At 61.3% G+C, this 21,783-nt stretch carries 19 protein-coding genes, 1 tRNA gene and 1 riboswitch; of the genes, 10 read left to right on the top strand and 10 right to left on the bottom strand.

The features are described from left to right. Positions 1-78: 78 nt before the first annotated feature. Entirely contained in the window at positions 79-1,317 is a 1,239-nt protein-coding gene (locus C7T36_RS26080) for an HNH endonuclease signature motif containing protein (protein ID WP_045068744.1), read from the top strand. 57 nt (positions 1,318-1,374) lie between these two features. Here the strand turns inward: C7T36_RS26080 and C7T36_RS26075 are convergent, their stop codons facing one another. The 4 genes from C7T36_RS26075 to C7T36_RS26060 all read right to left on the bottom strand — a co-directional run bounded on the left by C7T36_RS26075 (position 1,375) and on the right by C7T36_RS26060 (position 7,898). After that, the gene (locus C7T36_RS26075) at positions 1,375-3,033 is read right to left on the bottom strand and encodes a GMC oxidoreductase (protein ID WP_045068742.1); all 1,659 of its coding nucleotides are present in this window, start codon (positions 3,031-3,033) and stop codon (positions 1,375-1,377) included. Positions 3,034-3,190: 157 nt separating this feature from the next. Further along, complete coding sequence (purD, locus tag C7T36_RS26070) at positions 3,191-4,447, bottom strand: phosphoribosylamine--glycine ligase (protein WP_045068740.1); 1,257 nt, start codon at positions 4,445-4,447, stop codon at positions 3,191-3,193. A 134-nt stretch (positions 4,448-4,581) separates the two neighbouring features. Next, complete coding sequence (locus C7T36_RS26065; protein WP_045068737.1) at positions 4,582-6,660, bottom strand: glycosyltransferase family 39 protein; 2,079 nt, start codon at positions 6,658-6,660, stop codon at positions 4,582-4,584. After that, positions 6,657-7,898 (bottom strand): bifunctional glycosyltransferase family 2/GtrA family protein, encoded by a 1,242-nt coding sequence (locus tag C7T36_RS26060; protein ID WP_045068734.1) that lies wholly within the window; start codon positions 7,896-7,898, stop codon positions 6,657-6,659. The genes C7T36_RS26065 and C7T36_RS26060 overlap by 4 nt, the downstream gene beginning before the upstream one ends. 140 nt (positions 7,899-8,038) lie before the next feature. Between C7T36_RS26060 and C7T36_RS26055 the strand changes: the two genes are divergently transcribed. Together C7T36_RS26055 and C7T36_RS26050 are read left to right on the top strand one after the other, a co-directional pair. After that, the gene (locus C7T36_RS26055; protein ID WP_033232265.1) at positions 8,039-8,467 is read left to right on the top strand and encodes an HIT family protein; all 429 of its coding nucleotides are present in this window, start codon (positions 8,039-8,041) and stop codon (positions 8,465-8,467) included. A 212-nt stretch (positions 8,468-8,679) separates the two neighbouring features. Beyond that, on the top strand, positions 8,680-9,315 hold the full coding sequence (locus C7T36_RS26050) for a ScbR family autoregulator-binding transcription factor (protein ID WP_033232267.1): 636 nt from the start codon (positions 8,680-8,682) through the stop codon (positions 9,313-9,315). A 284-nt stretch (positions 9,316-9,599) separates the two neighbouring features. Here C7T36_RS26050 and C7T36_RS26045 read toward each other — a convergent pair whose 3' ends face one another. Continuing rightward, positions 9,600-11,051: a cell wall metabolism sensor histidine kinase WalK gene (locus C7T36_RS26045; protein ID WP_045068731.1), complete on the bottom strand. Its 1,452-nt coding sequence runs from the start codon at positions 11,049-11,051 to the stop codon at positions 9,600-9,602. After that, positions 11,048-11,755: a response regulator transcription factor gene (locus C7T36_RS26040; RefSeq protein WP_033232268.1), complete on the bottom strand. Its 708-nt coding sequence runs from the start codon at positions 11,753-11,755 to the stop codon at positions 11,048-11,050. Before C7T36_RS26040 ends, C7T36_RS26045 begins: the two co-directional genes overlap by 4 nt. A gap of 130 nt (positions 11,756-11,885) precedes the next feature. After that, a riboswitch (guanidine-III (ykkC-III) riboswitch) is annotated at positions 11,886-11,948 on the top strand. Positions 11,949-11,959: 11 nt separating this feature from the next. Here C7T36_RS26040 and C7T36_RS26035 point away from each other — a divergent pair. From C7T36_RS26035 to C7T36_RS26025, 3 genes are all read left to right on the top strand, one after another. Next, positions 11,960-12,274 (top strand): multidrug efflux SMR transporter, encoded by a 315-nt coding sequence (locus tag C7T36_RS26035; RefSeq protein ID WP_033232602.1) that lies wholly within the window; start codon positions 11,960-11,962, stop codon positions 12,272-12,274. Positions 12,275-12,341: 67 nt separating this feature from the next. Beyond that, positions 12,342-13,157: an ABC transporter gene (locus tag C7T36_RS26030; protein ID WP_033232269.1), complete on the top strand. Its 816-nt coding sequence runs from the start codon at positions 12,342-12,344 to the stop codon at positions 13,155-13,157. Between the two features lie 501 nt (positions 13,158-13,658). Then, a complete protein-coding gene (locus C7T36_RS26025; RefSeq protein WP_052683578.1) occupies positions 13,659-14,471 on the top strand; it encodes a GAF and ANTAR domain-containing protein in 813 nt (270 codons plus the stop codon). A gap of 56 nt (positions 14,472-14,527) precedes the next feature. On the opposite strand, the gene C7T36_RS26020 is transcribed toward C7T36_RS26025, so the two are convergent. After that, positions 14,528-14,602, bottom strand: a tRNA-Thr gene (locus tag C7T36_RS26020). 138 nt (positions 14,603-14,740) lie between these two features. On the opposite strand from C7T36_RS26020, the gene C7T36_RS26015 reads away from it, so the two are divergent. Then, a complete protein-coding gene (locus C7T36_RS26015; protein ID WP_033232271.1) occupies positions 14,741-16,168 on the top strand; it encodes a threonine/serine exporter ThrE family protein in 1,428 nt (475 codons plus the stop codon). Between the two features lie 70 nt (positions 16,169-16,238). Here C7T36_RS26015 and C7T36_RS26010 read toward each other — a convergent pair whose 3' ends face one another. The 3 genes from C7T36_RS26010 to C7T36_RS26000 all read right to left on the bottom strand — a co-directional run bounded on the left by C7T36_RS26010 (position 16,239) and on the right by C7T36_RS26000 (position 18,590). Next, positions 16,239-16,484: an MbtH family protein gene (locus C7T36_RS26010; RefSeq protein WP_033232272.1), complete on the bottom strand. Its 246-nt coding sequence runs from the start codon at positions 16,482-16,484 to the stop codon at positions 16,239-16,241. Further along, the gene (locus C7T36_RS26005) at positions 16,481-17,827 is read right to left on the bottom strand and encodes a lysine N(6)-hydroxylase/L-ornithine N(5)-oxygenase family protein (protein ID WP_045068727.1); all 1,347 of its coding nucleotides are present in this window, start codon (positions 17,825-17,827) and stop codon (positions 16,481-16,483) included. The genes C7T36_RS26010 and C7T36_RS26005 overlap by 4 nt, the downstream gene beginning before the upstream one ends. A 178-nt stretch (positions 17,828-18,005) precedes the next feature. Continuing rightward, positions 18,006-18,590 (bottom strand): bifunctional 2-polyprenyl-6-hydroxyphenol methylase/3-demethylubiquinol 3-O-methyltransferase UbiG, encoded by a 585-nt coding sequence (locus tag C7T36_RS26000; RefSeq protein ID WP_033232274.1) that lies wholly within the window; start codon positions 18,588-18,590, stop codon positions 18,006-18,008. 191 nt (positions 18,591-18,781) lie between these two features. Here C7T36_RS26000 and C7T36_RS25995 point away from each other — a divergent pair, with 191 nt between their 5' ends. From C7T36_RS25995 to C7T36_RS25985, 3 genes are all read left to right on the top strand, one after another. After that, positions 18,782-20,935, top strand: coding sequence for an MMPL family transporter (locus C7T36_RS25995; RefSeq protein ID WP_045068724.1), 2,154 nt, complete (start codon positions 18,782-18,784; stop codon positions 20,933-20,935). Positions 20,936-21,012: 77 nt separating this feature from the next. Next, positions 21,013-21,405 (top strand): DUF302 domain-containing protein, encoded by a 393-nt coding sequence (locus C7T36_RS25990; RefSeq protein ID WP_033232277.1) that lies wholly within the window; start codon positions 21,013-21,015, stop codon positions 21,403-21,405. Between the two features lie 112 nt (positions 21,406-21,517). Continuing rightward, positions 21,518-21,781 carry a metal-sensitive transcriptional regulator gene (locus tag C7T36_RS25985; RefSeq protein WP_033232278.1) on the top strand — a complete coding sequence of 88 codons (264 nt, stop codon included), beginning with the start codon at positions 21,518-21,520 and terminating at the stop codon, positions 21,779-21,781. The last annotated feature ends 2 nt before the right edge of the window (positions 21,782-21,783 follow it).

Raw genomic sequence — 21,783 nt, 5'->3', positions numbered from 1 at the left:
TGGTTTTCGATCAAATCTCCGTCAAACCTGTCCGATATTCCCCTAGGAATCGAAATTATGTTCGACTAAAATTAGTTCATGGACAGTCAGGAAGCGTGGCAATACGACGGCGAGGGCCTCAAGACCGAGGTTCTCGACCTCGCTCGCGCCCGACACGAGATGCAGTCCCGCATGGTTGTGATGATCACCGAGATGTTCACCCGCGACACCCTCGGCGGCAAAGGATTCCGGGCAATCGCGCAGTGGCTGCACCTGTCCACCAACCTCGAGATCGGTGAATGCAGCCAGTTGGTGGGCCTGGCGCGGTTGTTCATGCTCGAACCTGTTGTCGGACAATCTTTTCACGACGGTGACATCGACGCGTTGAAAGCGCGTCAGGTCGCCCACTTCTGCCAGCACCCGCCCAAGAACATGAGCCTCGCCGACGTCGAGAAAGCCCGCGACATCCTCCTGACCCTCGCCTCGAAAAAGGTCACCGACTGCGATTCCGTCCGCGCCGCGATCCGGCGGATCCAGAAGCAGTACGGCAACCGCGCCGACGGCGTACCTGCCGGTGAAGACTCCGAGCTCAACGAGTTCTACGCCTCCCGCGGTTTGTACGGGCGAGTCAGCGTGAAAGGTGACCTCGACGCCGTCAACGGTGCCCGTCTCATCGCACTACTGTCTGCCCTCTCGGCGCCCACGCCGGAGAAGGACGGTGTGAAAGACGAACGCACCCCGGCACTTCGACGCGCCGACGGGTTCTGCGAAATGCTGCGCCGCTACGAAGCCGCGGACCTCGGTCCCGTCGAAGGCGGCGTGAAACCGCACCTGACGGTCACCGCCACCGCAAAAGACATGACCGATCTTCAGGCCCTCAAAGACATGCTGCCCTCTACTGAAGAGCTCGGGTACGCGATCACCAACTGGGCCGGCCCCATCAGTCTCGACACCGCCCGCATGCTGGCCTGCGACTGCGAGGGCACCCGAATCCTTCTCGATAGCAATGGTGTTCCGCTCAATCACGGTATGAAAGCGCGACTTGCCAGTGTCCCGCAGCGGCGGGCCTTGACGGTTCGGGACGGCGGATGTGCCTTCCCCGGTTGCGGCACTCCACCGGGCTGGTGCGATGCCCACCATCTGATCCGCTGGCTCGATGACGGCCCCACGGATCTCGATAATTTGATCTTGCTGTGCGGTCACCACCATCGGATGATGCATCACACCGAGTGGCGCGTGGATATCGGAGACGACCGAAAAACCCGGTTCTATCCGCCAATGTCCGTGGATCCGTATCAAGTTCCCGTTCCCGGGAACACACCACCAACAGCAGCCTGAAAAACCAATGTGTGCACCGGGGCAGAAACATGCCCCGGTGCACACATTGCTGCTGAGCTAGTGCATGTCGTTCGCGATGATGTTTTCGATATTCCGTTCCGCCAGAGCGGTAATGGTGACAAACGGATTCACACCGACGTTACCGGGCACCAGAGAGCCGTCCATGACATAGAGGCCCGGATACTCGGGAAGCCGGCCGTAATTGTCGGTCGCCTTACCCAGCACGCACCCGCCGAGCGGGTGGTAGGTCAGTTGATCGCCCCACGTCTGGACCGGACCGAAAAGATCGGTGCGATAGATAGTGCCTTCCTTCTTGTTGATCTTGTCGAACACCTTCTTGGCCATGGTGATCGACGGTTGATTCTGGGAGCGTTGCCAATTCAGTCCAACCTTGCCGGTGGTGGAGTTGAACTGGAATTGCGCACGTTCGGGATTCTTGGCAATTGCCAGGTACAGGCTCACCCATAGCTCGGTCCCGGCCGGGAACGGTGCAATCTCCGCGAACACGGGTGCTGTGGAATCTGCCCAGTTGTCGATACCCATCACCGGTATCGACGCTTGCTTTGCCCCTGTCGCGTCCCACATGTGGTTGGCGCGGGCCACCATCACGTTGCCGTTGTGGCCCCATTCCTGGCCGACGGCTCCCGGTAGGTTCGCCAGTTGCCCTTGTGCTTTCATCGAGACGAGCAACTTGCTGGTTCCGATGCTGCCGGCTGCAAAGAACACCTTGTCGGCGACAACCGTCTTGGTTCCGACGGTGTTTCCCTGCTCGTTGATCTGGTTCATCACTACCTGATAGCCACCGCCGGTTGCTGCCGGCGACACACTGGTCACGACGTGCAGTGCGGAAATCGTCAGGCGTCCGGTTGCCGACGCCGCTGCGAGGTAGGTCTTGTCGAGGGACTTCTTGCCCGCGTTGTTTCCGAAAATGACCTCGGACGCCAGGGCGGACTTGGCAACCGCCCCCGAAGCCTCCTGCTTCATGTAGTTGAAGTCGTAGACGTTGGGAACGAATGTTGTTGTGTAACCCGATCTCTCGGCGGTCTTCCGGCCGGTTCTCGCGAATGCGTAATACTCGGTCGACTCGAACCAGGCAGGATCGATATTGTTCACACCCAGCGCAGCGTTGGCCCGCGGGAAGTAGGTCGAGTACATCTCTTCGGAATCGACACCGGGAAGGATTTCCTCGAAGTAGTTGCGCTTCGGCGTCACCGCCATTCCGCCGTTGACAAGCGATCCGCCGCCCACCCCGCGACCCTGGTAGACCTTGATCCCACCGAAGTCCTCGGCGTCGAGAACGCCGACGTATCGGCTGATGTTCTTGTCGATCGAACCGCCCGAGAAGTGCGAAACCGGTTGCACTGTGCGATCTCTGAGCCAGAAAGAACGACCATCCGGCGAGAGCGTCGGGCAGAAGATCTTACCGTCGGATCCCGGGGTGGTCCAGGATCGGCCCATCTCGACCATGTGCGTGTCGATACCGGCCTGCGTCAATCGCAGTGCTGCGACTGCTCCGCCGTAGCCACTACCTATCACCAGGGCCGGAACGCGGTCACCGTCACTCAGCGCCCGTCGGGGCGAGGCCGCTGCCGTCGTCCATGACGAAGACAATGCGGCAGCGCCTACAGCTAATCCTGTTGCGGCAAGGAAGTTTCTACGCGTCAGCCCGGAAGTGGTACGCGTGTATCGGTCCTTGGATCCAGCTCGAATGCTCAAGTGACTCCTTCTTGTTCGGTTGGCCCCCGCGCAGAGATATACCGTTCCCGAACAACTCCGATGAGCAATACCCGTCGGTAACATCGAGCAGTCGTTCATTTCAAACAAAAGTGACCGGTGAACACACGGTTCACCGGTCACTTAAGGACGATGTGGATCAGGGAAGAGCGATACGCCCCTCGACGGCACCGAGGCCGATATCGGTTCGGAAATGCCCACCGGGAAGCTTCACGAGTGCAATCTTCGCGTAGGCGTCGTCGCGTGCTTCGGCAAGATCCTTACCCACTCCGACAACACTCAGCACACGACCTCCGGCCGACACCACGGCGCCGTCGTCACGCTTTTTTGTGCCGGCATGGAGAACGCCCTCGGCGTCCGCTCCGGTGATCACGTCACCTGTGCGCGGCGTCGCCGGGTAGTTCTCTGCGGCAATCACGACTGTGACGGCACTGCCGTCGCGCCACTGCAACGGACCAACGGAATCAAGCGTGCCGGTGGACGCGGCGTTGAGCAATCCGCCCAGCGGCGTTTCGAGCAGCGCCAGAACTGCCTGCGTTTCCGGGTCACCGAATCGGCAGTTGAACTCGACCACGGCCGGTCCGTTGACACCCATCGCGAGGCCGGCGTAGAGGAGGCCGGTGAAACCGCTGCCCCGTGCAACCAACTCCGCGGCGACAGGCTTCACGACGTCGTCGACGATCTGCGTGACCATCGCGTCCGGCAACCACGGCAACGGGGTGTACGCACCCATGCCGCCGGTGTTGGGTCCGCTGTCACCGTCGCCGACGCGCTTGTGATCCTGCGCGGGCAGCAATGGAACAACCGTCTCTCCGTCGACGAGGCAGAAGAGCGACACCTCGGGTCCGTCGAGGAATGATTCGAGCAAGACCGGGTGGCCACTCTCGAGCAGTTCGGCAGCGTGGTCACGCGCTGCGCCGCGGTCGGTCGTAACTACGACGCCCTTGCCAGCGGCCAGTCCGTCGTCCTTGACCACCCAGTTGGGGCCGAAACGATCGAGGGCCTCGTCGAGCTTGGCGGGATTGTCGACGATCTCACTGTGAGCGGTCTTGACACCGGCAACAGCCATGACGTCCTTGGCAAAAGCCTTGGAACCTTCGATGCGGGCTGCGTCGGCAGAAGGCCCGAAGCAGGCGATACCGGCTGCTCGCACCGCATCGGCGACACCGAGTACCAGCGGAACCTCAGGACCGATGACAACGAGGTCTGCCTCGACCTTTTTCGCCAACGCAGTGACAGCCTCGCCCGACGCGACGTCGACCGGGTGTTGCTCGGCGATCTTGGCGATACCGGCATTACCGGGCGCGCAGATCAGGGCCGTGACACCTGGATCGCGAGCAAGAGAGAGAAGGAGGGCATGTTCACGGGCTCCGGAGCCGATTACGAGTACGCGCACGTGAACAGACTACGGCCCCACACCGGTGCGTCTCGCAGCGTGTGCCACCTGGGGGTTCCCGGTACTCAAGACAGAACAAGGTCGCGCAGTCCGATCGGGTTGACCGGACTGCGCGACCCTGCCGACGGTGCGTGTCAGACCGTTAGGTCGTAGAGGGTCACTCCATCCACTGTGGTCGCCGTGAAGTTCTCGGTCACCCATGTCGAGATCGCGGTGGCCGTTCCTTCGGCGTTCATACCGCCACCCATTCCGCCGCCTGCGATGAAGAAGTGAATCTTCCCGTCCGCCACGTACTGCTGGAACTGCTCGAGCGTCGGCGACGGATCGCTACCGTTGAAGCCGCCGATCGCCATGACCGGAGACTCCGTCGCGAGTTGGTATCCAGACGCACTGTTCGACCCGATTGCCGCCGCTACCCAGGTGAACTGGTCGGCGTTCTCCTCGAGCTTCTCCACCACAGCCGCACCGGGGGTGCTGCCCCGCAGGAGTCCACCCGCCGAACCGCCCATGCCACCTCGAGCGCCGTCCATTGCAGTCCCCGGCGTGACAGCAGCTCCCGGGGTTGCGCCGGCACCTGGGGCCTGACTCATCCCGGTGGGCGGTGTGCCCATTGCGGCGCCCGCGCCGCCAGTAGATCGGGTGGCGCCCGCGCCGCCAGTAGGTCGGGTGCCACCGTCGCCTGCTCCACCAAATCCCCCGCGACCACCACCCGGTCCACCCATTCCACCTTGAACACCGGGGCCGGCGGAGACTATCGAACCGGTGTGCGGAGTGTTGATCGTGTCGATCGCATAGGCGCTCGGCCCGGCGAGTCCCGTGAACAGCGCCGCGAGTACCACCGCTACTGCCAGTCGTCCCCGAGTGATCGCGGGAATCAGCATCGCCGCCGCGGCAACAATGCCGACCGCAAGAATGGTCCACCGCAGCCACGGGACAAACGACGGTGTGCGTCCCAGCAATACCCATGCCATCGCCACAGTTGCCGCCAGTGAAACAGCCAGGACGATACGAACCCACACAGTTTCGCGGCGACGCCACAAGAGCACGGAGCCCGATCCGACCAGCGCGGCAATCGCCGGGGCCAGCGCGACCGTGTAGTAGGCGTGGAAAATTCCGGCCATGAAGCTGAAGGTCAGTCCGGTTACCAGCAACCAGAGACCCCACACGATGAACGACGCGCGCTGCGTGTCGACACGAGGTGCCTTACCCCGCACTACGATTCCGGCAACAAGCAAAATGAGTGCTGCCGGAATCAGCCAGGCTATCTGGCCGCCCTGGGCTGATTCGAACAGCCGCGTGATGCCAGTGGTACCCCACATTCCGCCACCGCCGCCTGCGCCACCCGGTGCCGCTCCACCCCCGCCGACGCTGCCGGTCTCGTTGCCGCTCAATCGGCCCAATCCGTTGTAGCCGAGCGTCAATTCGAGAATGGAGTTGTTCTGCGAACCGCCGATCCACGGACGCGAATCAGCCGGCCACAGTTCCACGATCGCCAACCACCAACCGGCGGAAGCGATCAGACCGCCGAGTGCGGCAAACAGTTGCAGAACCCGCTTGCCCAACTTCGGAGGACCCGCGATCAGGTATGTCAGAGCCAGCGGCGGGACGACAAGCATGACTTGCAACTGCTTGGTCAGGAAGCCGAAACCGCAGAACACACCGACCAGCACGAGCCATCGGGTTCGGCCGTCTTCGACGGCTCTCATCATCGCCCATACTGCCGCGATCATGAGGAGAACCAGCATCGCGTCGGGGTTGTTGAGCCGGAACATCAGTGCGGCAACAGGAGTGAGCGCCAGAACCAGCCCAGCGAGGAGTCCGGCGGCGGCGCCGAAGTACCGGCGAACGGTAGCCCACAGCAGCGCGACCGAACCTACGCCGAGCAACGCCTGCGGCACCAACATCGCCCACGAACTGAGCCCGAAGATGCGCACGGACAACGACATGAGCCACAGCGACATCGGCGGCTTGTCGACGGTAATCGCGTTGGCCGCGTCCGAAGAGCCGAAGAAGAAAGCCTTCCACGACACCGAACCAGCTTGCACCGCAGCGGCATAGAACGAGTTCGCCCAACCGGAAGCTCCCAACCCCCAGATGTAGGCAACACCGGTACCCACAAGAAGCGCACCCAAAGCCCACGGCTCCCAGCGCACGGAACGTGGCGGTTCGGGAAGCGGCGCGACGACACTCTCCTGTTCAACAGTGGCGGTCATCGAGTAACTCCTACAGGTTGTGCGGAACGGAATACCCAGCGAAGTGCAACAAATCGACTCACTGTGGCAACAAGATTGGCGATGACCAGGACGGCCAGCTCGATATGTTTGGATGCGTCAGGGGCCGCGGAATGCAGCACGAACAACGATCCACTGGTGAGAAGGAGCCCGAACGCGAATACCAGCAGACCCTGTGCCTGATGGCGCCCGGAACCTTCCGAACCTCGGATACCGAAGGTGAAGGCACGATTGGCCGTGGTGTTGAAGACCGCAGTCACCAGCAGTGCAACTGCGTTTGCCCACTGGGCACCCATCACCGAGTGCAGTGCGAGGTACAGGAGTGCGTAGGCCAGGGTCGAGACGACACCGACAACGGCGAACCTGGCCAACTGCCCGACCATCCCGCGTGGCACACCGGGAACCAGCGGCTCCCGTCCGAAGCTTGCCCGAAGGTCCGCCAGCGGCAGAGATCCGCTCGACAGTGCTCGGCCCACGCGCACTACTCCTTTGATATCGGCAACTGCGGTGGCAACGATGTCGACTCGGCTGTCGGGGTCATCGACCCAGTCCACCGGTACCTCGTGGATTCGCATCCCGGACCGCTCGGCCAATACGAGCAGTTCCGTGTCGAAGAACCATCCTGTGTCCTCAACCAACGGAAGCAGTTGGCGCGCAACATCGAGGCGCATCGCCTTGAATCCGCACTGGGCGTCGGAGAACCGGGCGTGCAGTGCGCTGCGCAGAATGAGGTTGTAACTGCGTGAGATGAACTCACGTTTGGGGCCGCGAACGACCCGCGACGAACGTGCCAACCGGGATCCGATCGCGATATCCGAATGCCCGGACACCAACGGTGCGATCAGCGGCATCAATGCATTGAGATCGGTGGAGAGATCCACGTCCATGTACGCGACAATGTCGGCGTCGGACGCACTCCATACCTGCCGCAGCGCCCGACCCCGCCCCTTCTCGTCCAGGTGCACAACTCGGACGTCGTCGAATTCCTCGGCGAGAGAGTGTCCGATTGCCAATGTTCCGTCGACACTGGCGTTGTCGGCGATCGTTATCCGCGCCGGATAGGGAACGTGGGTTCGTAGGTGGTGGCGCAACCGCCGAACGCACGTGGCGAGGCCGGCTTCCTCGTTGTACACCGGGACCACCACGTCCAGCACTACCGCCGTCGTGGAACGTCCCCCAGCGTCCGTGGCGCCCACGGTCTGCATGGCTTCTGTCGTCATGTGTCTCAGAATCGCCCGCTACGCCGTGATCACTCTGGACACGGGCTGGGAGTTTCCTGGCAACCAGATTCCCAGACGACGAGCTTTCCTGCCAACCGACGGGTTTCCTGCCAAACACTGTGCGGGATAGCCTTTGACCTATGCCTTCAGTATTCAGCGCCATCATCAACGGGGACCTACCTGGCCGTTTTGTGTGGGAGGACGACGACGTCGTTGCCTTCCTTACTATCGCGCCGGTGACACAGGGCCATGTACTGGTAGTTCCTCGTACCGAGGTAGATCAGTGGCAGGACGTCGATCCCGAACTTTTTGCCAAAGTGACCACAGTTGCACGCACGATGGGACAGGCCGTGCGCAAAGCGTTCGACGCACCGCGCGCCGGGCTCCTGATCGCCGGTTTGGAAGTGCCGCATCTGCACGTCCATGTTTTTCCCGCATACACAATGGGAAATTTCGACATCAGTGGCGCCGATCCGTCGCCGTCGCCTGAATCTCTCGAAGACGCCCAAGCACGTCTGAAGGCAGCACTTCGCGAAATCGGACATACGAGCAACGTTTCAGCGCGCTGACGGTTAACTGTGAGAGTTGCCGCAATGTCCGATCCAGTGTTGCGGCCGTCCACTTTATTCCGTTTATTGACGGTGACCTGCACTTCCACATTCCGAACAGTCCGTTTACGTTGTCGCACAACAACGAGTTTCGCTGCTACCGTTGAGCGCTGGTCGCAGGACCAGCGCCCAACGGGACACACCAGTTGGGACCATTCGGAGGAACGGAAGCAATGCAGGAACGCGCCAAAATCAGTCGCCAGCAGATTCTCCGCGGCGCGGCTGACCGTTTCGAAATCTCTGGGTACGGCAGCACCAGCATGAATGACATCGTGTCCGCGTCACGGATGACCAAGGGCGCGGTTTACTTTCACTTCTCCTCCAAAGACGAACTTGCCCAGGCCGTCATCGACGAGCAGCATCGCATTTCCCTGGCATCGTTCTCTGCAGCTGCGTCTACCGGCGCCCCGGCATTGGAGCAGGTCATCATGGTCTGCAACGAGATCGCTCGACAATTGATCTCCGATCCAGTCGTTCGCGCCGGCATCCGACTCACCTTGGAGCTCAATACTGCCGACGGCCCCTTCGAGCCCTATCTCACCTGGATTCGAGAACTTCAAAGGCTGGCCGACATCGCACAGCAAGAAGGCGATATCCGCCAAGACGTCACACCCGAATCCGTAGGTCGTGTTGTCACGGCGACATTCACGGGCGTGCAAATGGTCTCGAACGTGCTGACGCGTCGAGCGGATCTCTCGGAGCGCATCGACGAGTTGTTCGTACTGCTCCTTGCCGGTGTGGTCTCGGAGAAGCGTCGCGGTGACATCGACACCCTGGTGAGAACCCGCCTCGAGTCCTACGTCGCCTGACCGGACTTTCCGCGAACTCGGCAGCGGTGGGTCGCGCACTCCGCGTGTGGCACTCGACACGCCGAACGTCGATTACCACTTGTCTCGTACAAGCGTGCAACTTCGTCGAGAAGTGCCTGTCGCTGGACTTGTTCGAAGATAACGCAGGTAATCGTTCTTTTTTTCACCTTCGGCGGCAGCAGTTTTCACGATCTTGTCGCCCCGGAACTACCTCGTGACCGGTCTGGCGCCAACGACGTTCGAGTGGTGTTGCGCAGTGGATGCTACACAGTTTTCTCTCCAGGTCAGTCTTCGTGGGGCTCGCGAGGCAGTTCGACCCGGAAGGTCGCACCCTCGCCGGGCGCGCTGGTCACCGAGACGGTTCCATGGTGTGCTTCCACCAACGCGGACACGATCGACAGACCGAGACCCGCACCGCCGGTTTCCCTCGTGCGGGACGTGTCCGCGCGATAGAACCTTTCGAAAATTCGTGCCGCGTCTTCCTCACTGAGCCCTTGGCCGGTATCCGAAACCTCGATGACCACAGTCTCTTCGGTAGTCCCCAATCGAATGACGATCTCAGCGTCCGGCGGAGTGTGCTTGACTGCATTTCCGACCAGGTTCGCGACTACTTGGCGCAGGCGGGCCTGATCCCCGACAACCTCGGGGGTCCCCGGCCCACCCGTCATCGCCAGCGTGACGCTCCGACCGGGCGCGATGGCCCGCGCCGCTTGAATCGAATCTGCCACAACGGCAAGGAGATCCACCGTCTTGTTGTCCAGCGGACGTTGCTCGTCGAGTCGCGCGAGCATCAGGAGGTCTTCGACCAGCAAGCCCATCCTCGACGCTTCCCCTTCGATGCGATTCATCAGTGTGGCCGTATCCGTCATGGCACCTTGGCGATACAGTTCCGAGAACCCGCGGATGGTAGTCAGCGGAGTGCGCAATTCATGGCTCGCATCGCCGACAAAACGTCGCATACGCTCTTCCGAGCGGCGTGCCGATTCTTCCGACGCCTCCGTTGCAGCAAAGGCCCGCTGAATCTGGGCCAGCATTCCGTTGAGCGCCACCGACAATCGACCGATTTCGGTACGATCGTCCCTTTCTGGGACACGTCGGTGGAGACCGCCCGCGGCAATGGCTGCTGCAGTTTCCTCAACTTCTACCAAAGGCCGAAGACTACGACGGACGACGAAGTAGGCCGCACCGCCGAGTACGAGTAACACCACCACACCGATCCCGAACTGGAGACCGATCAGGTCGTCGACAGTCTGCTCGATATCCGTCATGCGGACGCCGATTGTGGTGGTTGTTCCGTCTCGAACAGTGGAGAGCACACGCCACTTCACATCCGAACCGTCCGTCGAACCTGTCGTGACCGGCCCGTTCGTCGCGTCGACAGACAGGTCCGGCGTTGTCGACGACGATTGGTCGTTCAGGGTGATGATTTTTCCGTCCGCAGTCACCGTGCGCACGAAGAACGGGCTCGGCGGACGGGTATTCGGGCCGACGGCGCTGGGCGGCTGGACATCTCGCGAATGCGGCTTTGCCCAACCGTCGATGGCCTCGTACAGAGTCCGATCGGTACGTTGCGTCAGCGAGTTCTCGAGCGCAGACGTCACCGCCACTCCGGATGCGAGCAAACCCATACCAGCCAGAATGAGTAGTGCGGCCACAAGCGTGAATCGGAGCGGAAGCGCATGCACACGGAATCGCCTTCCCGAGGAAGGCTTTTCGGTCTGCGACTGCGAAGTCATCGCCGAGGTTCGCGCATCACGTACCCGACGCCACGCAACGTGTGGATCAACGGAGTCTCACCCGTGTCGACTTTGCGTCGAAGGTAGGAAACATAGGACTCGACCACACCCACCTCGCCGCCGAAGTCGTAGTTCCAGACGTGATCGAGGATGCGCGGCTTGCTCAGGACAGTGCCGGCATTGACCATGAAGTACCGCAGCAGAGTGAACTCCGTCGGAGACAGCGATACCAGCTCTCCGTTCTTCCACACTTCACGCGTGTCGTCGTCAAGTTCGATGTCCGCGAACGTAACCCGAGGGGACTGCTCCGGCGCAACTCCGCGCCCTGCTCGGCGCAGTATGACGCGCAACCGCGTCACCACTTCCTCGAGGCTGAACGGCTTGGTCACGTAATCATCAGCACCCAACGTGAGGCCGGTAATCTTGTCGTCCAACGCGTCCTTCGCCGTCAGAAAAAGCACCGGGGCGTCGACGCCGTCCGCACGCAACCGTCGCAGCAGTCCGAAGCCATCCATTCCGGGCATCATGACGTCCAAGATGATCGCGTCGGGACGGAATGTCCGCGCCACGTCGAGTCCTTCGGCGCCACTGGATGCGGTGGCAACCTCAAAACCTTGAAAACGGAGGCTCACGGAGAGCAACTCCACGATGGTTGGCTCGTCGTCGACTACGAGGATGCGGGCTTCACTTGGCTTGTCGGTCACAAAAACGATCTTCTCCCCTCCTACTGGATTCACGCTGCGTGTTCCCTGGGAAGTTCCTGTGAACCGTTTCGGATGTGACTGGTCTGACCGCCCGAATCAGCCTTCGACCTGCGTTCCGTTGCTATCGTGAAGTGAGTCGGTAACGACATCCGGACGAGCACACCGTACCCGGCCAGCGACAAGACGGTGTTAGGAGTGTTCGTCATGGCATGGATCGTGCTCGTAATTTCCGGAATCTTCGAAGCTGTGTGGGCCACCGCACTGGGCAAATCCGATGGATTCAGCAAGCTGTCACCCACCATCGTGTTCATACTCGGTCTGATCGTCAGCATGGCCGGTCTTGCGTACGCAATGCGGACGCTTCCGATCGGCACTGCGTACGCAATCTGGGTCGGCATCGGCGCCGCGCTGACCGTCGGATACGCCATGATCACGGGTACCGAGTCCTCGTCGATCGTCAAAGTCCTGTTGATTCTGGTCATCATCGGAGCAGTGGTCGGCCTCAAGGTTCTGCACTGACGTTCTTCTGCACTGACGCTCGTATTATCCGGGCGAGTATTTGTGTGTGACCGGTTACAGTTATTCAATGAGACTGGTCGAGATACTCACGCTACCCGTGCGCGCGGGCATCGCCGCCGCAGAAATCAGCCTGGGTATTGCCGAACTGACGGTGACAACCGTACGAGTTGTCATCTCGAACCCAGGCGCCACGACGGTCGGCGCGGCATCCCTGGCAAATCCGCGCGGGCCGTTGCAGATGATTCAACAGTTGTCGTCACTGACAGCGGACGACCGTCCCATCGGGCAGGCTCTCGCCGCCGGCGGGCCACTCGATCGACTGTTGGCCCCCGGCGGACCGGTCGACAAGTTGACTGCACCGGACGGAACACTCGAACGCCTTCTAGCTCCAGGTGGCCCGCTCGAACGCGTGCTCGCGCCGGGCGGCCCGCTGGACCGAGTGCTCGCCGAGGACGGCGCGTTGGAGCGACTGCTTGCACCCGGTGGGCTACTCGACCGGATGACGGCCGAAGACGGCCCATTGGAAAGATTGACGGCCCAGGACGGCGCGGTGGAGCGCCTCACCGCAAAGAACGGCGTCATCGATCGCGCACTGGCAGAAAACGGAATCCTCGAAACGCTGCTCGCAGAGAACGGCGCATTCGAAAGACTTATCGCCGAGGGTGGTCCACTCGATCAGATTGTTGCCCTTTCCGACACTCTGACGTCATTGGCCCCCAACCTCGAACGCATGAGTGCGAGCATCGAAATACTTCAGGACACCGTCGCGGTACTGAGTGCTGCGGTGGGCCCACTCGGAGAACTTGCCGGAAAGCTCCCCAACCGATGGCTCAAAGGCAAGAGCGAGCGGCCGATATCCGATGTAGGCATCGAACCCGCATAACGGGTTCTTACCTGCATAACAGAGTAGTTTCGCGGAGTCAGTTATTGATCACGATATTGAGATTGACGATAATTCCGCCGAAAGTCAGGATCGTGTTCGCCAGGCCGAGGGTGAATCCGCTGTTCAATGCGGCAATAAGTCCATTCATTGTCGTATCCCCTTCACTGTCTTCGGGTTACACGTACAAGTTTGTGCGCTGGCGCTGAGAATAGGCCATGCACGGAGCATCCGGGGACTTGACGAAGAATCTTGTACTACAGTCGCAACTTCTTACGGATGTGTTGCAGCACAACAGATTTAGAGCGAACTGGCGCATACCCATTTCTGCGCGTCGCCAAACGTCACCAGCCAATATGCTCGATGTCTGATTCGTGACAAAGGTAACGAATCCGACGGCAATCCACTCGTTCCGCGACTAAACAGACTGCAGACCAGGTATCCAGGTGCGAGAATGGGACAAATCACCCGAATTTGCGGGCCTGGAAGAAGGGTGTGCAAGTTATGACGCCGCCACACGCCGATATTTGCCATGGAACCGGTTACAGTGCAGGCACTTTCGTACTTCCAGCCCGATTGAGGGCAACCACCGACGCCCTGCGCTCACTCTATGCGCAACCCGATAAGCACACAGATGACGGGCACTTCCTCGAGCAAATCTGCAACCATGCCGTGGACATTATCGACAGCGCCCACCATGCCGGCATCACCGTCGCCGAGTCCGACTCCACCCATCGCACCGTCGCCGCGACCGACGATCTCGTCCACTCGGTCGACGAGCTGCAATTTCAGCTCGGAGTCGGGCCCGCCGTGGAATCCGCCCACGCCTCATGTGTCGTGCACGCACACTCCAGCGAAGCCAACCGTCGCTGGCCGCAATTTGCCGGTGAGGCGCGGCGTGCCGGAGTATCGAGCTTCCTCTCCGCACCACTCCCCGGACAGGGGCAACCGCTCGGGACACTGAATCTGTACAGCCGCGACCAGTACGGATTCACCGATGCCGACGCTGCAATCATCGAACTCTTTGCCCTCACGGCGTACTTCGCGTTGCGCAGTTCGCATCGACTCGAGCTTGCCCGAGCACGCACGAGGGACCTCGAACTCGCCCTCGAATCCCGAGGCGTGATCGAGCAGGCAAAAGGCATCATCATGGGCACCCGACACGTCACCGCCGACGACGCCTTCTCGCTCCTCATCCAAGAATCCCAGACGAGCAACATCAAACTTCGTGTAGTCGCGCAACAACACATCGCCGCTGCGATCAACCCGAGCCAGGCCAACGCGGATACCCACGACACCAGGCCGTCCGCCAACTAGGTCCACCACCAAAAAGGGCGCCCCTCGGCTGATTGCCGGGTGGACGCCCTCTGTATTGGAGCCTCCTGTCGGGATTGAACCGACGACCTTTCGCTTACAAGGCGAGTGCTCTACCACTGAGCTAAGGAGGCGAAGTCGCACGCGTCGCCGCGAACGATCTTTGCGGAGCCATCATATCCAAGCCGTCACGGTGGCCGCGCGCGGGTCACATTAGATACCGTGGGCCCCATGAGCACCCCGCAGAGTCGACCACCGACGCGCCGCCCTTGATGTCGAAACTCGCCGAGGCCCTCGACCGTTTGACCGGCCACCGCCAGGCCACGCTGGACACGGTCACGTCGGCACCCGCGCCTCTACAACCGATCGACCTGACCGACGACGCAGTGGTGGCCGAAGTCCTCGACCTGGCAGTTCGGGTCGGCGAGGTGCTCCTCGCATCGGGAACGGCGGCGATGGACACCGCCGAACAGGTTCAGTTCATCGCAGCGACCTACGGTTTGGCTCAGTGCGATGTCGATGTCACGTACAACTCGATCGTTCTGTCCGCGTATCGAGGACCGACCCGCCCGCCGGCCAGCACGATGCGTATCGTCCACTACCGCTCGATGGACTTCACCCGCCTCGCTGCGGTGGACCGTCTGACGCGTCGCATCAGACGCGAGGCCATCACCCCGAATCAGGCCCACGAGGCACTGACGACGATCACAACCGCGCCCCATCCGTACAGTCGCTGGACCGCAACTCTGGCGTGGTCTGCGATGGCCGCGTCGGTGTCCGTGCTCCTCGGCGGCGGACTCCTGGTTGCCACGGTGTCATTCCTGACGACGATGGTGATCGACCGAGTTAACCGGGTTCTCAACCGTTTCGGATTGCCGTTCTTCTTCCAGCAGGTGATGGGCGGCCTGATCGCCGCTGCCCCGGCCGCAACCCTGTACACCTTTCAGGAACAGTTGGGGATCAGCATCAGACCGTCGCTGATCATCGCGGCCGGGGTGGTGGTTCTGCTCTCGGGGCTGTCGTTGGTCGGCTCGGTGCAGGACGCAATCATGGGCGCGCCCATCACCGCAGTGGCACGTTTCTTCGAAGTCGTGATGATGACGGGCGGCATCATCGCCGGCGTCGCGATCTCGTTGCGCGTCACCGGAATGTTGGGCTCGACGTTGCCACCGATCAACGTCGAAGCCTCCCCGATCACCCAGCTTCCGGTGCTGATGCTCTCCGGCGCATTCGCGTCGGTGTTCTACGCACTTGCCTGTTATGCGGAAAGGCGAGCGTTGACAGCCGCCTTCCTCGGCGGCGCGGCGGGCAGTGGTGTCTCGATCTACGTGCAGACACTCGACGTCGGGCCAGTCATCGCGGCTGCAATCGCAGCGACGGTCGTCGGCCTCGCCGGTGGTTTGATGGCGCGCCGGGCACTGACTCCGCCGCTTGTCGTGGCCGTCGCAGGCATTACGCCACTGCTTCCCGGTCTCTCGCTGTACAAGGGGCTCTATTCGTTGCTCAACGATCAGGTGCTGGTCGGGTTGACTGCCCTGTTGTCGGCCTTCGGTATCGGTTGCGCATTGGCCGCGGGCGTCACACTCGGCGAGTGGGTGGCCCGGACGCTACGACGCCCCCGGATTCTCATGCGTGTGGACTCACTGCGTCGTCCCATGGTCCGAAAGCGGAAACGCCGCACGCCGGCAGCCAGCAGGTAGAACTAGCCGAACGCGAAAAGCTGGGCACCTATGTCGGTGCCCAGCTTTTGTCGCGTGTTCCAGGAACGGATCAGCTCTCCGAGCTGCGTCCTGCTGCAGCCTGGTCTGCTTCCATCGCCTCGCGCAGACTCTTGGGACGCATGTCGGTCCAGTTCTTCTCCACGTACTCGAGGCACGCTGCCCGGCTCTCTTCGCCGAACACCACACGCCAGCCCGCAGGGACCTCGGAGAACGTGGGCCACAGCGAATGCTGGTCCTCGTCGTTCACCAGCACGTAGAAGCGTCCGTCTTCGTCATCGAAAGGATTAGTGCTCATCTCGCCTCACTTGTTACGTACGTTTCTTGTGCGCTCAGACTAGCAAGCGCACCGGTCGTCTTCTGGTTGCTCAGAACGGACGCCAGAATCTCGCCTGCACGTACCGCGACGTTCGACAACAGCGACGACGTCAGTCCGTGTGTCCGTTCCGTACCACCCTGCAGGTAGATACCGCCCGTCACGTCATCCGTTACAGCCATACGATAGTCCCGACTTACGGTACGCGGAACGGACGAATCAGACACGAGATCGCCCAACAACGTATCCAGCGGGGCCGCAGTGAAGCCGGTAGCGAGGACCAGTGCGTCGCACTCGAGTGTCTCGGTGAGTCCGTCGAGATTGCTACGAACGGTCAGTTCGATGCCGGATTCGGATTCGGTGGCACTCGTGATCTCCGACGCCTTGTGCATGAACAACCGGCGCGGACCGCGGACCATTTCCTGATACTCGGTGGCATAGAGGCTGTTGATCAATTCGATGTCGACAACCGAGTAATTGGTACTGCGGTGCAGCGCCAGAATCCGCTCACGCTCGGCGGCACTTGCACCGTGCAGAGCGTCGACGGCTTCCGGATCGAAGATGCGGTTGGCATACGGACTGTCGTCGGCGGGGCTGTATCCGTAACGAGAAAAGACACTGTGCACTTCTGCGTTCGGGTAGTGGGAATGCAGGTAGTCGACGATCTCCGCGGCACTCTGGCCTGCGCCGAGGACAACAAACCGGTTGTGTGTCGGTGCCGGCATCGCGTCGAGATGGAACAGGAACTGATGGTTGTGGAAACAGCGGGAGGACAGTTGCGCCCAGTCGGGAATCCGCTCCACCAGACCAGCAGCGACCACGACGTTTCGCGCAGTGACCACGGTCCCATCGTCTAGCCGAACGTCGAAACGGTCGACAATGCCGTCGCCGTTTCGATTTCCGTCGACTGCTTCGACCGCGGTTCCGAAACTCACGTCTGCATCAACCCGACAAGCGGCCCAGCACAGGTAATCGTTGAACTCGTGACGCGTCGGGAAGAAAGTCTGGTGATTGACAAAATCGACGAGGCGCCCGTGCTCGTGAAGGTAGGAGAAGAAGCTGTATCCGCTCTGGGGATTGCGGAACGTCACCAAATCCTTGGGGAAGGCAATTTGCATAGTGGCTCCGTCGAGGAGCATTCCCGGGTGCCAGGCGAACTCGTCCTGCTTCTCGAAGAATCGTGCGGTGACACGATCAACTGCTGCACAGTTTGCGTTGTGTTCCTCGATTGCGATTGCCAAGGCGAGGTTGGCGGGGCCGAACCCGATTCCGACAATATCGACAGTGAGAGATGCAGCACTGAAGTCACTCGGTGATTCACTCATACAGGTTGTCCATCCCCGACATCACGACCAGGCGGCCGATCATCGATCCCAAGTCAGAAGCAAAGGCTATCCTTAATTAGGTGAGGGTATCAACATGGCGACCCATCGCATAGCGCTTGGCGCCCTGCCACAATGCGACGCACGTCATAGTTTGTCGGCCAGGGTGCGAATCGCCTGTTCAGCGCCGGTCCCACGGACCGAACTCGAGCAGAATATCTATCGCAAAGCCGTCATCTTGGGCACGCACCACATGTTCGAGCGCATAGACGCGGAAGCCTTCGGCAGCTCGCGCTAGATCGGAAATGCCCGGCAGGATGTCCGGCTCAGGCGGACCGCCGACCCCTCGGTGATAGTTCTCGATCGAATGCCCGAGGTACATCACTCGCCCACCCGGCGCGACCCACCCGGCGACGCGTCGCAAAGTGTCGACAAGTTCAGCGAGCGGAAGATGCAGAAAGCTCACCAGAACCAGGTCAACGTCACTTTCCGTTGTCCATGACGTCGCATCACCGACTTCCCATTTGACGGCACTGTCCACGTCCGCCGACCGCGCACGGTCGATCGCCACCGACGAGTAGTCGACACCGGTCACCGACCAACCGTGCTCCGCCAGCCAGCGGGCATGACGCCCGTCGCCGCACGCCAGGTCGACGGCAGTTCCCGGGTCCAGGTCGGCCACACGCGTAGCCACCGTTCCGGCCGGGTCGATCCCCCACGGCTGCGTCACTGCTCTGTACCGCTCGTCCCAATCCGATGCATCCATGCGCGTCTCCTCACTTTCCGAACGAGTGTCTTCATCTTCCGGCCGAAATCGACGCCTCAGCCGCTCTCCGCCGACAGCCTAAGCCGACATCGGTACCGCACTTCTCATGGTCCGAGATGTGACAACAAGATACCCCCAGGGGTATACATGAAAGCAATTCGCAAATACCCCCACCCGTATCAGGAGTTGGAATGACGACCGCAACAAGCGCCGATTCGGCGCCACCCGACCAGGGCGCACGCGACGGAGCACTCGCCCGACTCGGACGCACCATGGCCACGCATACCCGCTGGGTTATCGGCATCTGGTTGATCGCCCTCGTGGCACTTGGCGCCGCAGCACCAAGTGTCTTCACGTCATTGGCCGGCGCAGGTTGGCAAGCGAACGGGTCGGAATCGGTACAGGTCCGGGAGTTGGCAGAGCAGCATTTCGGCGGAAATTCCTCGGCCGCAGTCCAGGTTGTCGTGCATTCGGATTCGCAGCAGATCAGCGATCCGGAGTTGCAGGACACCCTCGCCCGCGCAACGGCACTGTTCGCCGAAGACAGTCGATTCGGTGACGTTGTCGCACCACAACCCGGCATGACGATCAGCCCCGACGGACACACCGGCATCCTGATTGCCGGCGCCAACGCGAGTACAGACGACATGGTGAGCGCCATCGACCAACTCGGAGGAAAACTCTCCGACCTCTCGACCAACGAGATCGAGGTGTACCCGACCGGCGCGTCGGCGTTGTGGAGCGATTTCAACAAGGCCAATCACGAAGCCATGATCAAGGCCGAAATGATGTCGTGGCCAGTCACTCTCGCGATCATGGTGCTGGCTTTCGGTTCCCTGGTCGCAGCCGGATTGCCACTGCTTTTGACCCTCGCAGGTCTCGTCGCGTCGGCCGGCGGACTGGTGATTCTCAACGAGATCACGCCGATCTCGGTGTGGGCCATGAACTTCGCGATGATGTTTGCCCTTGCACTCGGCATCGACTACGCCCTGTTCCTCGTTGCCAGATTCCGCGACGCGCTACGAAAGAACCCCGACCCCCGAGCCGCTGTTGCCGAAACAATGGACACCGCAGGCAAAGCCGTCGTTCTCTCCGGCCTGACAGTCCTCGTCAGCCTCACGGCGGTTCTGATCGTTCCCGCACCCGCAGTGCGCACGATGGCGGCGGGAATCATGCTCGCAGTGATCTTCGTTCTCGCTGCAACGCTGACCCTGCTCCCTGCAGTGCTCGGCACAATCGGTGCAAAGGTCAACGCCGGCTCACTCCCGTACGCGCGGCGCCAGCAACACCGTTCCCCACTGTTCGCGTCGTGGGCGTCACTGCTGCACCGGCATCCCTGGCCGTTCGGCATCGGTGCACTACTGATTCTGATTGCGCTCATCATCCCCGTCTTCGGACTGAAAGTGGCCATGCCGTCCATCGCGGTGGTTCCCGAGGACGCTCCGGTCCGCCAGGGATACGAATTGGTACAGCAGCAGTTCGGTGACGGCGCTCCCGGAATGCTGCAAATTGTCACGACCGCCGAGGACGCAGAAGGGACAGCACGCGTTGCCGAATCCGTCGACGGCATAGCGATGCTCACTCCGGCACAACCCTCGGCAGATGGTTCTGATCTGGTTATGCTGCAGGCGATTCCGAGCGTCGACCCGTCAGATCCCGCGATGGAGAGCATCCTCGCCGACCTGCGAGAGCGACTACCCGAATCTGCGCGTGTCGGGGGCGCCCCAGCCGAGAATCTCGATCTTCAGCAAGCATTGAACGACTACCTGCCGATCGTGATTGCCGTGATTCTGACACTCGGATTCGCCCTACTGCTGATCGCACTGCAGGCACCGCTCATCGCCGTCATCGGCACGCTGGTGAGTCTGCTGTCCACCGGCGCGGCATTCGGTGTCGCGAAGCTGATATTTCAGGACGGCCACGGATCCGGCCTGCTCGGCTTCGAACCTCAAGGCTTCTTGAACGGGTGGGGTCCGGTGTTCTTCTTCGCGATGATCTTTGCGATTGCGATGGACTACACCGTCTTCCTCCTCTCGAGCGCCAAGGAACACTACGAGCGAACCGGCGATCCCAAGATCGCTCATATCGACGGACTGGCGCACTCCGGCCGAGTGATCGCAGCAGCGGCTGCCGTGATGGTGGCCGTATTCTTCACCTTCGCGTTGGCAGACCCCTTGCCACCGAAGGAGATGGGAATCATCCTCGGCGTCGCGGTCGTACTCGACGCCGTCCTCGTCCGCCTGGTTCTTCTTCCGGTTGCGCTGCGCCTGACCGGCAAAGCGGCGTGGTGGTCACCCACGTGGCTGCGCGGGGTTCTGCCGAAGATCAGCTTCTCGCACGGCTAGATCATGTACCCGACATCACTGTTCACCAGATACCCCTAGGGGTATGCTGAATTGAAGACGACAGAAGGAGAACTCCCATGGATATCGCTCTTGGCACCAAGGTCAGCGGAACATTCGACGACGTCGTGGCCCGCACTCGCGGAGCCCTATCGGATCAAGGTTTCGGCATCCTCACCGAAATCGACATGCAAGCTACCCTCAAGGCCAAACTCGGTGAAGACATGGAGAAGTACCTGATCCTGGGTGCCTGCAATCCACAGCTCGCGCACCGCGCCGTTGGGGTCGATCGCCAAATCGGTCTACTGCTGCCGTGCAATGTCGTGGTTCGCGAAGACACGTCGACCGAAGATTCGTTCTACGTCGAGGCCATGAATCCGGATGTCATGGTGCAGGTTTCCGACGAAAGCGGACTCGAGGCGGTCGCGACCGAGGCGGCCACCAAACTACGCGCCGCCATCAGCGCACTCTGAGGCTTCGATCGTGAAGGATTCTGATCGCTGCGCGAGCAGAATCCTTCACGATCAGCTGCCATGCCCCCCGGGGTACTCTCGTCCGAGTACGAACATTCGAGAAAGGGCCACGATGACCGGCGACGAAGAGAGCATTGCGCTCGTATTGAACAGACTGCGCCGCGCTCACGGCCAGCTCGCCGGAGTGATCACGATGATCGAGAGCGGCCGTGATTGCAAGGACGTAGTCACCCAATTGGCCGCGGTCTCGAAGGCACTCGACCGGGCAGGCTTCAAGATCGTTGCCTCCGGCCTGCGTGAATGCATGACCGGCGCCGAAGGCAAGGACCCTCTTACCGAAGCCGAACTCGAGAAACTGTTCCTCGCACTGGCCTGAGC

Origin of the sequence: Rhodococcus sp. AD45-ID, from assembly GCF_003023755.1 — a bacterium.
GTDB lineage: Bacteria > Actinomycetota > Actinomycetes > Mycobacteriales > Mycobacteriaceae > Rhodococcus_F > Rhodococcus_F globerula.
Note: the sequence above shows the minus strand (reverse complement) of the source record. Positions and strands in the feature narration are given on the sequence as shown.